This is a genomic window from Pandoraea commovens (assembly GCF_902459615.1).
GTDB classification, from domain to species: domain Bacteria; phylum Pseudomonadota; class Gammaproteobacteria; order Burkholderiales; family Burkholderiaceae; genus Pandoraea; species Pandoraea commovens.
Genome location: NZ_CABPSA010000001.1, coordinates 690410 through 705296 on the forward strand (window position 1 = coordinate 690410; position 14887 = coordinate 705296).

Sequence of the window (14887 nt, forward strand, 5' to 3'; positions counted from 1 at the left end):
CCCGCGCGGATATCCGCGCTCCCGCCCTTCAATACCGCCGCGCGTCACGCCTCGTCTGCCCAATCCCTAGCCCTCCTGCTGGCCCTGGAACGACCTGTCGACCCGCGGCACGACAGCGACGGAGAGCCATGCAACCCACAACGTCTTCCCCGCCCGTCACCAGCGTGACGCCAACGGCCCCGTCGTCGGCGACGTCTGCGACTGCGTTCGCCGCCCATCCGCCTGAGCAGCACGCCGTCAACATTGCCACGGTGGCATTCTTTTTCGATCTGGATGGCACGCTGGCACCGCTGGCGGCGCGCCCGGACGCGGTCAAACTGCCCCGCGACACGGCCCGTGTGCTCGCCCGCCTGTTTGAGCGCGCGAATGGCGCGATCGCCGTCGTGTCGGGTCGCGCTATCGACGACATCGACGGTCTGCTCGCCCCACTACACGTACCGGCCGCCGGCCTGCATGGTGCCGAGATTCGTCATGCAGACGGCAGGCTCGCGCGCGCCGAAGGCCACACCGCCGACACCGAACGCATCGCCGCCATGGCCGCGCCGCTGCATGCGCTGGTCGCACAGCATCCGGGGCTGCTGCTCGAGAACAAAGGCTGTGCGCTGGCGCTGCACTATCGCGGCGCGCCCGAACTGGCAGGTGTCGCACGCGACACGATGCGCGCGCTGGCCGATCTGCACGCCGACCGGTTCTCGCTACAGCCGGGCAAGCTGGTATTCGAACTGCGCCCGCGCAATGTCAGCAAGGGCCGCGCCATTTCGACACTTCTGAACGAGGCCCCGTTTGCGGGTCGAACGCCGCTCTTTGCCGGTGACGACCTCACCGACGAGGCCGGTTTTGCCGACGTGAATGCGCTGGGTGGCATCACGATCAAGATCGGGGACGGAGAGACCTGCGCGCACCACCGGCTGCCTTCGCCGGACGCGCTCACCGCCTGGCTGCTCACGCTGCACGGCGACACCTCCCCCGCCCCGCCTCAACCCTCACAGGAGACAGACGTATGAGTCGCTTAGTCATCGTATCGAACAGGGTCGCGCCCATGACCGAGGGCAAGCCCACTGCCGGCGGCCTGGCCATCGGCGTGTTCGATGCGCTCAAGGACACCGGAGGCATGTGGTTCGGCTGGAATGGCGAGATCGATGCGGAGCCCGCCACCGCCCCCGAGATCGCGCATCGCAACAACGTCACCTTCGCCACTGTCCCGCTCACCCGCCGCGACTACAACACGTACTACCGCGGCTTCTCCAATGCGACCCTGTGGCCGACGTTTCACTACCGCGACGACCTCACGCGCTATCAACGCGACGATTACAACGGCTATCGCCACGTCAACGCACGCTTCGCCGCGCTACTCGCCCCGCTGCTCAAAGACGACGATCTCATCTGGGTGCACGACTATCACCTGCTGCCGTTCGCGCAGGCGTGCCGACAGATCGGGCTGCGCCAGCGGCTGGGCTTCTTTCTCCACATTCCGTTCCCGTCGCCGCAAGTCCTGATGACGGTGCCACCGCACGAAGCGCTCGTGCGCGCCATGTGCGAATACGATCTGGTCGGCTTCCAGACCGAGACGGACCGCACCGCATTCACCGACTATCTTGTCCGGCACGCCGGGGCCACGCTGGGCTGCGACGGCACGATCACCGCTTACGGCCGAACCTTGCGCACGGGCGTCTATCCGATCGGCGTGTATCCGGACGAAATTCAGAAGCAGGCGACCGCGCGCGCGACCGTCAAGCACATCCTCGATCTGAAGCAAGGGTTGCAAGAACGCAAGCTCATCATGAGCGTGGACCGCCTGGATTATTCGAAGGGGATGCTGGAACGCTTTCGCGCTTTCGAACGACTGCTGGAGCTGTGGCCGAACCAGCAAGGGACGGTAAGCTTCGTTCAGGTAGCGCCGCCAAGCCGCTCCGACGTGGCGGGCTATGGCGAAATCAGGCGTCAGCTGGAAACGCTGGCCGGTCATATCAACGGACGATTCTCGGACCTGGCGTGGGCACCGCTGCGCTACATCAACAAGCGCTACGATCACGAAGTGCTGATGTCGTTCTTCCGCGCGTCCCAGGTGGGCTACGTCACACCGTTGCGCGACGGCATGAACCTCGTCGCCAAGGAATACGTCGCCTCGCAGGATCCGGCCGACCCCGGCGTACTGGTGCTGTCGTGTTTTGCAGGGGCGGCGCAGGAGCTCGACGGTGCGCTGATCGTGAATCCCTATGACATCGACGGCATGGCCGAAGCCCTGCGCTCGGCGCTGAACATGTCGTTGTCGGAGCGCCAGTCGCGTCACGAGAGCATGATGAGTACCTTGCGCGAGCACAACCTGTCGACGTGGCGCGACCGTTTCATCAGCGATCTGCGCGCGCCGACGACCGCAACACCTGCCTTGTTGCGCTGCGCCCAACCCGCCGCGGCCTGACTGCCGGTCCTGCGCCGGTCCGACACCGTCGGTCCGGCGGTCCAATGACTACGCAGGACGGCCGTGGACGACGCCCTCAGGAGGCATGCCATGCGCCAACGGAGCCACACCTCTGACCCTGCCGACACCTCGTGCGTCGAAGTCGAAACCGACGGGCCGGTAACGCTCATCACGCTTGCGCGTCCAACCCGTCGCAACGCCGTCGACCGCCACATGGCGACGGCGTTGCGCGACGCGCTGCTCGCCTTCGAACAGGACGAGAACGCGAGCGTCGCGGTGCTTTGCGGCAAGGGCGCGTCGTTCTGCGCCGGAGCGGATCTCTCCGCCTTCGACGATCCTGAGCGCCGCAACGACGTCACGCCCGACGGCAGTGGCGACGGCCCGATGGGCCTTACGCGACGTCATCTGGACAAGCCCGTCATTGCGGCCGTCACCGGTCATGCGGTGGCAGGTGGATTGGAGCTGGCGTTGTGGTGCGACCTGCGCGTCGCGGACGACTCCGCTACGTTCGGCGTCTTCTGCCGACGCTTCGGGGTGCCGCTGATCGATGGGGGAACGGTCCGCCTGCCGCGCCTGATCGGCATGAGCCGGGCACTCGACATGATCCTGACCGGCCGCGCGGTGGGCGCGCAGGAGGCATTCGAGATCGGGCTGGTGAACCGGCTGGTGCCGGAAGGCATGGCGTGTCAGGGTGCGCTCGCATTGGCGCATCAGCTCGCCGAATTACCGCAAGGCGCGCTGCGCGCCGACCGCCGGGCGGCCTACGCGCAGTGGGATCTGCCGCTAGACACAGCGCTGCGTCAGGAGGGGGCCGCCGGACACGAGGTCGTCTTCTCGGAAGGCGTCGCCGGGGCCCGTGCGTTTCTGGCCGGGGCAGGCAGGCATGGTGCGCCGCGTGAGACGCCTTAATGCCTTAATGCCTTATTGCCCGCCCCTGTGCCACCGGTAACCCCAGCGTCAGAAGGTGAAGCAACCGACGCTTAGGGCCATATCAGGCCTTATCGGGCCGGTGCAGGCAGCGGCGGCAGTTGCGCCAGACGCTTGCTCAGGCCGTCTGCAATTTCCTTCTGATTGGCCTGCTTCGCAAAGTCGACGGCCGTCATCTTCAACTGGTTCGCGAGACGAACGTCTGCCCCACCGTCGAGCAACACTTTGCACGTGCTGATATGGCCGCCGCGCGCTGCCATCATGAGCGGCGTCGTGCCGTTCGGCGATTCCGCATCGACGTACGCCGACGCATCGAGCAGCATTTGCACGATGTCGTCATGACCGTTCGTCGCCGCGTAGTGCAGCGGTGCCCAGCCCTTCTTGTTGACTTCGGCGTCCTTGTCGATCAGGAGCTTCACCATCGGCGTGAGGCCTTGCAGCGACGCAATCATCATGGCGTTCTCGCCCGCGCGATTCGTGGCATCCAGATCGGTACGCTTGTCTTCGATGAGCAACTTGGCGACGCCAACGGACTTCTCGCGCATCGCAATCACCAGCAGCGGATCGCCCTTCTCGTCGCGCGTATTCGGATCGACACCCGCCTTGAGCGCCTGTTGCACGGCCTTGGTGTCGTCAAACACCACCGCTTTGACCAATGACGTATTGGAGGTCGCGGCCGTGGCACACGCCGTCAGCCACAACACGCTCAGCAGCGTGAAGACGTGGATCACTGAAAATTTACGCATCGGGGGCTCCTGTCGGTCGTCCGGGAAGTTCGGTTAAAAGCGTCGGCAAAAACGTCGGTTCGAAAGCTATGCGCGATGCGAGTTCAATGCTTCGCCGTGGCAAAGAGGCGGAAGAAGTTCTCGCTTGTCGCCTCGGCAATCTTCTGCAAAGGCTCACCGCGCAAATCCGCGATGAATTCCGCCACATGGCGCACATAGCCCGGCTGATTGAGCTTGCCGCGATACGGCACCGGCGCGAGATAGGGCGAATCCGTTTCGATCAGCATGCGATCGAGCGGCACGCGACGCGCAACGTCCTGCAAATCGCGCGCGCTCTTGAACGTGACGATGCCCGAGAACGAGATGTAGAAGTTCTGATCGAGCGCGCCCTTTGCGACATCCCAGCTTTCGGTGAAGCAATGCATCACGCCTGCTGGCTCGCCGGCCTCCTCTTCCCGCATGAGACGCAGCGTGTCGTCTGCGGCCGAGCGGGTGTGAATGATCAGCGGCTTGCCGGTCACGCGTGCAGCACGGATGTGCGTGCGAAATCGCTCGCGCTGCCATTCCATGTCTTCGATACTGCGGCCTTCGAGGCGGTAGTAGTCGAGGCCGGTTTCCCCGATGGCGACGACCTTCGGCGTGGCAGCCAGACGCACGAGATCGTCGACGCTCGGCTCGGGGGTGTCCTCATAGTCGGGATGCACGCCTACGGAGGCGTAGACATTATCGTGCTGCGCCGCGATCTCCAGCACCTGCGGCAACGTCGGCAGATCGACGGAGACACACAGCGCATGGCTGACCTTGTTCTCGCGCATACGGGCGAGCAAGTCCGGCATCTGCTCGGCCAGCTCCGGGAAATTGATATGACAGTGCGAATCGATGAACATGATGTGCGATCGGTTGCCGGTCCCTTGCATCAAAGCGATGCCGGGCCACCGAACAACTGTTTGTATTGCAGGAAAAGCGCTTCGAGCAGCACGCGCGTATTGAGCGGGTGATTCTGCACCTGACGCTGTTGCGCCAGTTCGCGCAGGAAGCCGAGCAGACGGACGTCGTCGGTCGCATCGCCGCAGCGGCGCAACGCCTGTGCCTGCGCCGGGAAGAAACGGACGGCACCGGCCATGCGCTCGGCGAGTACGTCGAAACACCAGCGTTGTAACGTCTCGAGAATGCCCGGCAAGCTGCCCTTGTGCAGTTGCTCGGCGCAGGCGAAAGCGTCGATCGCGCCGCCTTGTGCGAGCTGTCCCAGCAACCAGTCGCGCCAGCCACGCTCGTCGGGCTCGGCCAGCGCGCGTGCGGCCAGCGGGGCACCGCCTGCTTCCGCGAGCACGGCAGCGGCCGTGGTTGCATTGAGGCCAGCTTCGCCCATGAGCCATTGCGTGGCCTGCGCGTCGTCAGGACGCGTGAGCACCAGTCGACGGCAGCGCGACAGAATCGTCGGCAGCAGGCGGTCGGGTTGCGTCGTCACCAGCAGAAACACGACGCCTTCGGGCGGCTCTTCCAGCGTCTTGAGCAAGGCGTTCGCAGCATGCACGTTGAGCGACTCGGCCGGATACAGCAACACGACACGACGCCCCTGACGATGCGAACCAAGGCTCGCAAAGTCGATGACCTCGCGCACCTGCTCGATCTTGATTTCCTTACTCGGCGTTTTCGTCTTTTTGTCGCCATCGGCCTCCGCCCGCGCGTCTGCGCCGGGGAGCGTCTCTGCCAGCGCTTCGGGGCAAATCACGCGGAAGTCCGGGTGATTGCCGCTCGCGAACCACTGGCATGCGCCGCAAGTCCCGCACGGAAGATGATCGGCACGTGGCGATTCGCACAGCAAGCCCTGCGCAAACGTTCGCGCAAGCGCCACTTCGCCAATGCCCGGCACCGCCTGCAACAGCAGGGCGTGCGGCATCTGGGTGCGCAGGTCGTTAAGGCGTGTCCAGTCCTCTGACTGCCACGGATACAGCATGTGGGCTCCTTGGCCGGATGTTGCAGATGTTTCGGATACTACGTGGGCGCGTCGACCGACGCTTGCGTCTGCGGGAGATCGCGGCAGATCGCTCGAGATCGTTCGTGCCCAACGTCAGCCATCGACGTGGATATCCGAATTATGCGCGCGTCGGGGAAAACCGGATGAAGTCCGTCCCTTCCCGCAAGCGCGCCTGGTGTTGCCCAATGTTGCCTAATGTTGCTTAGTGTCGCTCAGTGCCCCGGCAATCCCAGCCGCGCGAATACGTCGGCGAGTTGCTCGGCAATGGCGTCGATGCTCTGCGCTGCGTCGATCAGCACGATGCGCCCGCCCGATTCCTCGGCACGACGCAGATACTCCTCGCGCACCCGAGTGAAAAACGCGGCCGACTCCCGTTCGAACTTGTCAGGCGCACGGGCACCGGCCAGTCGTGCGGCGGCAATTGCCGGATCGAGATCGAACAGAATCGTCAGATCGGGCTGGCGCGAGCCCTGCACCCAGCGCTCGAGAATCGACAGCTTGTCGCGCGACAGGCCACGCCCGCCGCCCTGATACGCAAACGTCGCGTCGGTAAAACGATCGGAGACGACCCAGTCACCGCGTGCCAGCGCGGGCTCGATCACCTTCACCAGATGTTCGCGGCGACCCGCAAACATGAGGAGCGCCTCGGTTTCGATATCCATCGGCTCGTCGAGCACGAGCTTGCGCAGCGCTTCGCCCAGCGGCGTCCCCCCCGGCTCGCGCGTCGCCACCACGTCACGGCCAACGGCGGCGAGGCCCTGACGCAGTGCGTCGACAAAGGCGTTCACGTGCGTACTCTTGCCCGCGCCGTCGATGCCCTCGAAAGTCACGAACTTGCCCGGCACCACGGCCGGTGCGTCCGGGGATTGCGTCATTGCTCACCTCGCTGATATTTGTCCACGGCGCGATTGTGCTCCTGAAGGTTGGTCGAGAAGTGGCTCGTACCGTCGCCGCGGGCCACGAAATACAGGGCGTCGGTCGGCGCAGGGTTGAGCGACGCAGCCAGCGACGCCACGCCAGGCAGCGCAATCGGCGTCGGCGGCAGGCCGGCGCGCGTGTAAGTGTTGTACGGCGTATCCGTTTGCAGGTCGCGTTTGCGCAGACGTCCCGTGTACAGATCGCCCATGCCGTAGATCACCGTCGGGTCGGTCTGCAGCAGCATGCGCTTGCGCAGCCGGTTGACGAATACCGCCGCCACTTGCCCGCGCTCCACGGCCTGCCCTGTCTCCTTCTCGACGAGAGAGGCCATGATAAGTGCTTCGTACGGCGTGGCGTACGGCAAGCCCGGCGCGCGCGACGCCCAGGCTTCGTCCAGACGCTTCTGCATCAGGCGATAAGCGCGCTTGTAAATATCGACATCGCTGGTGCCTTTCGGAAAAAGGTACGTGTCGGGGAAGAACATGCCCTCGGCTTCCGCGCGATCCGCGCCCACGAGTTGCATCAGGTCGGCGTCGGGCAGCCCGGCCGTGTCGTGACGCAACGCCGGGTTGGCATCGATCTCGGAGCGCATCTTCTTGAAGGTCCAGCCCTCGATGATCGTCACCACGTATTGGTTGACGTCGCCGCGTGCAAGCTTGTCCATGACTTCCATGGGCGTAATGCCGGTCGCGAACTCGTAGTTGCCCGACTTGAGCTTGGTGCCCACGTCCATCACGCGGGCGAGCAGATTGAACAGCAGCGGATGCACCGGGACGCCGCCCGTGCGCAACTGCGTGGCGACGCTGCGCACCGAGCTATAAGGCTTGATCGTGACGTCCAGCGTCGGCTTGCCCAATTGCAGCGGCGCTTGTGCCCAATAATAGAAAGCGCCGCCGGCCGCCAGTGCCGCGACGATCAACAGGACAAACAGACGTTTGATGAAGTACATGAATTGCAGGATAAGTCGCGCGATGACGACAGCGGGTTCGGGGGACTCGTCTGCCGGGCGCGCGTGGCGGCAACGGTGTCGGGGGCGCATTTTGCGCGTCGAACCGGGCTCGCACGTCCTAGCGGAAGACCCAATATAATACTTTGACTTGCCGAACCCTCACAGATTGACAGGCACTTTCGTTTATGACCTCCACATGGCGTGATCTTCTGCCGCAAGCGGCAGCCGCTTCTCTTTCCGATATTTCGTCCGATGCACGTGCCGCACAGTTCGATGCGTTGCGCACGGGCAGCTTCGTCGCGCTGGCGAGCGACACCGGCCTCATCGCCGTAAACGGCGCCGACGCGGCGGCGTTCCTGCACGGTCAGTTGACCAGCGACGTCGAACGTCTGTCGCCCGTGCAGGCCCGTCTGGCGGGCTATTGCTCGGCCAAGGGACGCCTGCTCGCGACCTTCCTGATGTGGCGCGACACGTCGCCCGACGCGACGATCTATCTCGCCAGCGACGCCACCGTGCAGGCCGCCGTCCAGAAACGTCTGTCGATGTTCGTGCTGCGCGCGAAGGCGAAACTGACGGACGGCACCGCCACGCATGTCCTGCTGCAAGTCGGTGGCCCGGCCGTTGAGGCCTTGCTGTCGCGGACGTTCGCGTCGCTGCCCGCCGCCGCGCTGGCAGCCGCGCATGCCACCATGGGCGACGCTCCCGGCAACGGCACCAGCCTGATTCGTCTGCCCGATGCCGGTATGGCCCGCTCACTTTCGCGCTTCCTTTGGAGCGTGCCGGTCGCGCAAGCCGCCGCAGTCTGGAACTCGCTGGTCGGCACGGACGGCGTCGTCGCCGTCGACCCGACGCTCGCGACCTGGCTCGACGTGCAAAGCGGTGTGGCCCGTGTCACTACGGCAACGCAAGAGCAGTTCGTGCCGCAGATGATCAACTGGGAAGTCGTGGGTGGCGTGAACTTCCGCAAGGGGTGCTACCCGGGGCAGGAAGTCGTCGCGCGCAGCCAGTATCGCGGCACGATCAAGCGTCGGCTCCATCTGGCCCATGTTGACGGCGTGCAGCCGGAGCCGGGACAGGAGCTGGTCGAAACGAGCGATCCCGACCAGCCCTGCGGCATGGTGGTGCTGGCTGCACCGGCACCGAATGGCGGTTATGACGTCCTCGTCGAGCTGAAACTCTCCGCACGCGAAGCCGACGATGTCCGCCTTGGCACGGTCGACGGTGCAGCGCTGGCGTTCGGTGAGCTGCCTTACGAGATCATCGATCCGACGGAAGTGCCAGCATCGTCGGCCGCAGCATCCTAAGTCGGCCCTACGGCCAGCGCTAATGGACTGTTACGTCTACTACCGTGTCCCGACCACGCAGACCGACGCCGCCCGTGACGCTGTCGCCCGTCTCTTTGCATTGACGGCCGGACGCTTCGGCGTTTCCGGCCGCATCCAATGGCGGGCCGACGTCTCAGTCAACGACGTCGCCAAAGGCGGCACGACCTGGATGGAGCGGTACGACGACGTCGATGCCGCCTTCGTCGAGGCGCTACCGCAATTGGCCGTCGAATCTGGTCTGGCGTCGTTGCTCGAAAGCGAACGCCACATCGAATGCTTCGTCGATATCCCGACGCCCGCCTCCCCATGTGCCTGATCGTCTTCTCCTGGCAGCCCGATGCCGCCACGCCGCTGGTCGTACTCGCCAATCGCGACGAATTCTTCGAGCGCCCTGCAGAGCCTCTGCATTGGTGGTTGGATCATCCCGATATCCTTGCCGGGCGCGATCTGCGCGGCGGCGGCACGTGGATGGGGGTCAATCGTGTGGGACGCTTCGCTGCCCTGACCAACTTCCGCGATGGCCGGGCACCGATGGCACCGAAGGACTCGCCGTCGCGCGGCCTGCTCGTGTCCGCCATGCTCGACGCGACCTCATTCGACGACGATCTGGCGCGTGTCGAGAAGCACGCCCACGAATACGCAGGCTTCAACCTGCTTGCTGGCGATTTGCCTGCGCGTAAGTTGTATTGGTTGGGGAATCGGGTGACGCACGCGGGAGATGGGCGGACAGCGGAACAAACAGGAGGCCGAACGTCTCTTCCTGTGGCCCACGCGATCGCGCCGGGCTTTCACGGACTATCGAACGCGCTTCTGGACACGCCGTGGCCCAAGCTAGTGAGTCGACGCAATGCGCTGCGCGACGCGCTGGAGAACGGTGCCGACGACATCGCTCTCATGGAAGTCATGCGCGACGCCGTCGAAGCCGCCGATGAATCACTGCCTGAAACGGGCGTGACGCATGATTGGGAAAAAAAGCTCTCGGCGGCATTCATCGCATCGCCCGCCTACGGAACGCGCTGCACGACATTGCTGCGTTATCACCGCGACGGTGTCATCGAAGTGACCGAGTCGACCGTCTCGCCGTCGCAACCTGCGAGCGAATTGCGCAATCTGCGACATTACCGGTTCGACGTCAACAGCGTCTGATCGTCGGTAAGTCGACGAAAACACCGGCCGACCAGCATTAGGCATCTGGCAATTCGGCCGGAGACTTACACCAACCGCACGATCTGCTTGCCAAAGTTCTCGCCCTTGAGTAATCCGAGGAATGCGGCGGGTGCGCTCTCAATGCCCTGCGTCATCGACTCGCGGTAACGTAGCTCACCGGCAGAGATCGCTTCGGTCAGTTCCTTGAGCGCCTGCGGCCAGATGTCCAGGTGTTCCATGATGATGAAGCCTTCAAGCTTCACACGTTGCGTGAGCAACAGCGACGGGTACTTCATCGGAATCGGCTCGCCGTTGTACCCCGCGATCATGCCGCACAGTGCGATGCGCGAATGCGCGTTGAGGTTGCGCATCACGGCGTCGAACACCTCGCCCCCCACGTTCTCGAAGTATCCATCGATGCCTTCAGGCGCAGCGTTACGCAATGCTTCGTAGACGTTGCCCGCCTTGTAATCGACACATGCGTCGAAGCCGAGCGTGTCCACGACGTACGCACACTTCTGTTCGCCACCGGCGATGCCGATCACACGGCATCCTGCCCGCTTCGCCAACTGCCCTACAACGCTACCCACCGCGCCGGACGCCGCGCTCACCACAACCGTCTCGCCCGCTTTCGGTGCAATGATCCGGTTCAGACCGTACCAGGCCGTCACCCCCGGCATGCCCGCGGCACCCAGATAAGCGCTCATCGGCACGCTTGCATCGTGAAGACGACGCAGATTGCTGCCGTCCGAAATACCATACTCCTGCCAGCCGAACATGGCCGTCACGGCATCCCCCGGTTGCCAGTCCGGATTTCGCGACTCGATCACCTCGCCCACGGTCGCACCGATCATCACCGTATCGAGCGGCTGCGGCGGTGCGTACGACTTGGCGTCGCTCATCCGGCCCCGCATATACGGATCGAGGGAAAGGTAGAAATTGCGCACCAGCACCTGTCCGTCGCCCAGCTCCGGCAGCTCAGGAGCAGCCAGGTGGAAGTTGTCGAGCGTGGCTTCCCCCGTCGGGCGGGAGACCAGCAAAATCTGGCGATTGATCGTCATGAGACTTCCTCCGCATGAGTGACATGCATGAATTACGTGATTGCATTACGTGAACGAGTGACCTGACCGCGCGATTGGGTTGCGTCGCGGAACCTCAGTCGCCGCTGGGCTCGCCCGGCCGACGTTGCTCGTGCACTTCGCGTCCAACCGCCAGACGCCGCAGATACTTGAACGTGCCCATCGCCTTGGCGACGAGCTTGCCGTTGGCATCTCGCACCTCACCTTCGCAATACGCCATCGTCGTCGAGCGATGCAGCAAGCGGCCGAACGCGCGCATTTCACCCGAACCGGGCTGCATGAAGCTCGTCTTCATTTCGATGGTCACGACACCGGTGCCCTCCGGGGCGACGCTACGGCTCGCGGTACTCAGCGCAACATCGAGCAGCGCCATCGTGACGCCGCCGTGCATCACCTCCCAGCTATTGAGATGCTTGGCCGACAAGTCCAGACGCAACTCCGACTCGCCGTTCTCCGCGCGCAACAACTCGATGCCCAGATGATCGATAAATCCCGAACGAATCGTCAGCGCACTCATTGGGAACTCCGGCCGCATTGGCCTTCACGGTAAAACTTGTCCATCGCCTTGTCTTCAACTTACGACGTCGCCCATGCGGCGCGACATCTGATTTTCATCGGTAACCCTACGATCGCGTCGAGGCGCGCCCACCCTCATCTACTCGCGTGATACGCCCGCAGCGGCCAATGCCGCCCATGCCGTGGCCAACGAACCGTTCAGGTCGATGGCGCGGCACGCGTGTTCGATCACACACGCATCGAAGCCTGCGGCTTTGGCGTCGAGCGCACTCCACGCGACGCAGAAGTCCGTCGCGAGTCCCACGCAATGCACGCGCCTCACGCCCTTCTCGCGCATATAGCCCGCGAGGCCCGTCGGTGTCTTGCGGTCGGCCTCCAGAAACGCCGAGTAGCTGTCGACGCTCGTCTGATAGCCCTTGCGCACCACCGCCTGCGCATGCGGAAGATGCAAATCTGCATGTAACGCCGCGCCCTGCGTGTTCTGCACACAATGCGTCGGCCACAACACCTGCTCTCCATACGGCAACGTGATCGTCTCGAACGGTTGACGTCCGGGATGATTGTCGGCAAACGACACGTGCGCCGCCGGATGCCAGTCCTGCGTGATCACCACATGAGCGAACTGACTCGCCAACGCGTTGATCGCCGGGACCACTTCGTCCCCCTGAGGAACTGCCAGCGCGCCGCCCGGCATGAAATCGTTCTGCACGTCGATCACGAGCAGCACTTCGTCCATTGGCTTCATGTCCCGCCCCTCCCCTTAGCCGTTAAAACGCTTCCCGGCTTCGGCCAATTCGGCCAGTCGCGCGGCGGGTATCCAGTCTTCGCCGTGCTCGCCACTTTCGAAAGACTTCACACGCGCAAGCACCTTATCGAGTCCGATCGTATCGGCGTAGAGCATCGGGCCGCCGCGCCACAGCGGGAAGCCGTAGCCATTCAGATACACCATGTCGATGTCCGACGCGCGCGCCGCCGTTCCGTCGGCCAGCACTCTGGCGCCTTCGTTGACCAGTGCGTACACGAGGCGGTCGACGATCTCTTCGTCCGAAAAGACGCGCGACGTAATGCCGTTCGTCTTGCGATAGTCCTCGAGCATTTGTGCAACTTTGGCCGACTCGCGCGGCGTACGGTCGCCCTCGGCATAGTCGTACCAGCCGGCGTGCGTCTTCTGACCATAGCGCCCCGCTTCGCAAAGTACGTCGGCAATCTTCGGATATACGATGCCCGGCTGCTCGGCATGACGGCGCTTACGAATCGCCCAACTGACGTCGTTGCCCGCCAGATCGCTCGTCCGGAACGGCCCCATCGCGAAACCGAAACGCTCGATGGCTGCATCCACCTGCGCAGGCGTCGCGCCTTGCTCGACCATCCACTGCGATTGTTTGAAATACGGTTCGAGCATGCGGTTGCCGATGAAGCCGTCGCACACGCGCGCCACCACGGCCAGCTTGCCGATACGCTTCGCGAGCTTCATCACCGTTGCAAGCACATCCTTGCTCGTATTCGCGCCGCGCACGACTTCGAGCAGACGCATGACGTTAGCCGGGCTGAAGAAATGCATGCCGATGACGTCCGCCGCGCGCGAAGTGGTTTCCGCCAGCGCGTCGAGATTCAGCGTGGAGGTATTCGATGCCAGAATTGCGCCGGGCTTCGCGATTTTGTCCAACTCGCGGAAAACGACCTGCTTGATCGCCATGTCTTCGAAAACAGCTTCGACGATCAGATCGGCGTCGGCCACCGATACGAAATCGGTGCTGCCGTGAATGCGTGCCAGCCGCTTCTCCGCCTCATCGGCCGACAGCTTGCCGCGCGTGACGGCCCGAGCGTAGTTGCTGCGCATGGCCTCGACGCCGCGTGCCAGCGAGGCTTCAGTCGTATCCACCAGCGTGACGGGAATACCCGCATTGGCAAACGTCATCGCAATGCCGCCGCCCATCGTTCCCGCACCGATGACGGCCACGCGCTCAATGCTGCGCACCGGCGTATCGTCGGGCACGTCCGCAATCTTGGCGGCAGCACGCTCACCGAGAAACGCGTGGCGCAACGCCTTCGATTCCGGCGAACTCACGAGTGCGACGAAACACTCGCGCTCGAATTTGACGCCCTCGTCGAACGGACGCTGCAACGCCGCTTCGACTGCCGCCACACACTTATGCGGTGCCGGAAAATGCGGTTGCTCGCGCTGCACCTTGTCTCGTGCGGCGTCGATGGCCGATTGAGCCGAGCCGTCGGCGTCTTCGATTGCGACGTCGCGCAGTCGCGGCAGCGCGTTTCCGGCGTCGGCGACGTCACTGGCGAACGCGATGGCGCCCGCCAGCAAATCGTCGTGATTACCCTCGAAAACATCAGAAAAAAGCGTACCGACAAGCGTTTCGGACTTCACGACGCGCCCCGTCACCACCATGTCGAGCGCACGCGCGACGCCGATAGCACGCGGCAGGCGTTGCGTGCCGCCTGCCCCTGGGAGCAAGCCCAGCTTCACTTCCGGCAAAGCAATTTGCGCGCCCGGCAACGCCACGCGATAGTGGCAGGCGAGCGCCAGTTCAAGACCACCGCCCATGGCGACCGCATGCACCGCCGCGACGACCGGCTTGGTGCACGCATCAAGCGCATTGATCACGTCGACGAGCAGCGGACTCTGCGTGGCTTTAGGCGTATTGAACTCGCGGATATCGGCACCACCGGAGAACGCCTTGCCGCTGCCGATCAGCACAATCGCGCGCACCTGTGCATCCGCCTGGGCCTGTGTCAGTCCTTGCGCAATGCCAGCACGCGTCGCATGCCCCAGACCATTGACCGGGGGATTCTCCAGCGTGATGACGGCCACGCCGTCACGAACCTCATAAGCCGTGCTCATCCTTGTCTCTTTCCTTATAGTGTTGGCGTCGTTTGGGGGTGCCGCGAT

At 64.0% G+C, this 14887-nt stretch carries 15 protein-coding genes; 6 read left to right on the forward strand and 9 right to left on the reverse strand.

Features of this window, described 5'->3' with window-relative positions:
- The first annotated feature begins 128 nt into the window (after positions 1-128).
- From otsB to PCO31010_RS03025, 3 genes are all read left to right on the forward strand, one after another.
- Positions 129-1004, forward strand: a complete 876-nt coding sequence (gene otsB, locus PCO31010_RS03015; protein WP_150662921.1) for a trehalose-phosphatase — start codon at positions 129-131, stop codon at positions 1002-1004.
- Positions 1001-2419: an alpha,alpha-trehalose-phosphate synthase (UDP-forming) gene (otsA, locus tag PCO31010_RS03020; RefSeq protein ID WP_150662922.1), complete on the forward strand. Its 1419-nt coding sequence runs from the start codon at positions 1001-1003 to the stop codon at positions 2417-2419. Before otsB ends, otsA begins: the two co-directional genes overlap by 4 nt.
- 90 nt (positions 2420-2509) lie before the next feature.
- A complete protein-coding gene (locus PCO31010_RS03025; RefSeq protein WP_150662923.1) occupies positions 2510-3328 on the forward strand; it encodes a crotonase/enoyl-CoA hydratase family protein in 819 nt (272 codons plus the stop codon).
- Between the two features lie 89 nt (positions 3329-3417).
- Here the strand turns inward: PCO31010_RS03025 and PCO31010_RS03030 are convergent, their stop codons facing one another.
- From PCO31010_RS03030 to mltG, 5 genes are all read right to left on the reverse strand, one after another.
- Positions 3418-4092 carry an ankyrin repeat domain-containing protein gene (locus PCO31010_RS03030; RefSeq protein ID WP_150662924.1) on the reverse strand — a complete coding sequence of 225 codons (675 nt, stop codon included), beginning with the start codon at positions 4090-4092 and terminating at the stop codon, positions 3418-3420.
- 83 nt (positions 4093-4175) lie between these two features.
- Complete coding sequence (locus PCO31010_RS03035; RefSeq protein ID WP_150662925.1) at positions 4176-4958, reverse strand: TatD family hydrolase; 783 nt, start codon at positions 4956-4958, stop codon at positions 4176-4178.
- A 29-nt stretch (positions 4959-4987) separates the two neighbouring features.
- Positions 4988-6028: a DNA polymerase III subunit delta' gene (holB, locus tag PCO31010_RS03040; protein WP_150662926.1), complete on the reverse strand. Its 1041-nt coding sequence runs from the start codon at positions 6026-6028 to the stop codon at positions 4988-4990.
- Positions 6029-6261: 233 nt separating this feature from the next.
- Positions 6262-6897: a dTMP kinase gene (gene tmk / locus PCO31010_RS03045; RefSeq protein WP_150663482.1), complete on the reverse strand. Its 636-nt coding sequence runs from the start codon at positions 6895-6897 to the stop codon at positions 6262-6264.
- 23 nt (positions 6898-6920) lie between these two features.
- Positions 6921-7916 carry an endolytic transglycosylase MltG gene (gene mltG, locus PCO31010_RS03050; protein WP_150574370.1) on the reverse strand — a complete coding sequence of 332 codons (996 nt, stop codon included), beginning with the start codon at positions 7914-7916 and terminating at the stop codon, positions 6921-6923.
- A 185-nt stretch (positions 7917-8101) separates the two neighbouring features.
- On the opposite strand from mltG, the gene ygfZ reads away from it, so the two are divergent.
- Genes ygfZ through PCO31010_RS03065 form a run of 3 tightly spaced genes read left to right on the forward strand, consistent with a single transcriptional unit; the run spans position 8102 to position 10387 of the window.
- The gene (gene ygfZ / locus PCO31010_RS03055) at positions 8102-9220 is read left to right on the forward strand and encodes a CAF17-like 4Fe-4S cluster assembly/insertion protein YgfZ (RefSeq protein ID WP_150662927.1); all 1119 of its coding nucleotides are present in this window, start codon (positions 8102-8104) and stop codon (positions 9218-9220) included.
- Between the two features lie 22 nt (positions 9221-9242).
- Entirely contained in the window at positions 9243-9557 is a 315-nt protein-coding gene (locus tag PCO31010_RS03060; RefSeq protein ID WP_174984265.1) for a DUF4936 family protein, read from the forward strand.
- On the forward strand, positions 9548-10387 hold the full coding sequence (locus tag PCO31010_RS03065) for an NRDE family protein (protein ID WP_150662929.1): 840 nt from the start codon (positions 9548-9550) through the stop codon (positions 10385-10387). Before PCO31010_RS03060 ends, PCO31010_RS03065 begins: the two co-directional genes overlap by 10 nt.
- A gap of 65 nt (positions 10388-10452) precedes the next feature.
- Here the strand turns inward: PCO31010_RS03065 and PCO31010_RS03070 are convergent, their stop codons facing one another.
- The 4 genes from PCO31010_RS03070 to PCO31010_RS03085 form a co-directional block, all read right to left on the reverse strand.
- The gene (locus PCO31010_RS03070) at positions 10453-11448 is read right to left on the reverse strand and encodes an NADP-dependent oxidoreductase (protein WP_150662930.1); all 996 of its coding nucleotides are present in this window, start codon (positions 11446-11448) and stop codon (positions 10453-10455) included.
- A 94-nt stretch (positions 11449-11542) separates the two neighbouring features.
- Positions 11543-11983, reverse strand: a complete 441-nt coding sequence (locus PCO31010_RS03075) for a PaaI family thioesterase (RefSeq protein ID WP_039398004.1) — start codon at positions 11981-11983, stop codon at positions 11543-11545.
- Between the two features lie 138 nt (positions 11984-12121).
- Positions 12122-12727, reverse strand: coding sequence for a bifunctional nicotinamidase/pyrazinamidase (gene pncA, locus PCO31010_RS03080; RefSeq protein WP_150662931.1), 606 nt, complete (start codon positions 12725-12727; stop codon positions 12122-12124).
- A 15-nt stretch (positions 12728-12742) separates the two neighbouring features.
- Entirely contained in the window at positions 12743-14839 is a 2097-nt protein-coding gene (locus tag PCO31010_RS03085; protein WP_150662932.1) for a 3-hydroxyacyl-CoA dehydrogenase NAD-binding domain-containing protein, read from the reverse strand.
- Positions 14840-14887: the final 48 nt, after the last annotated feature.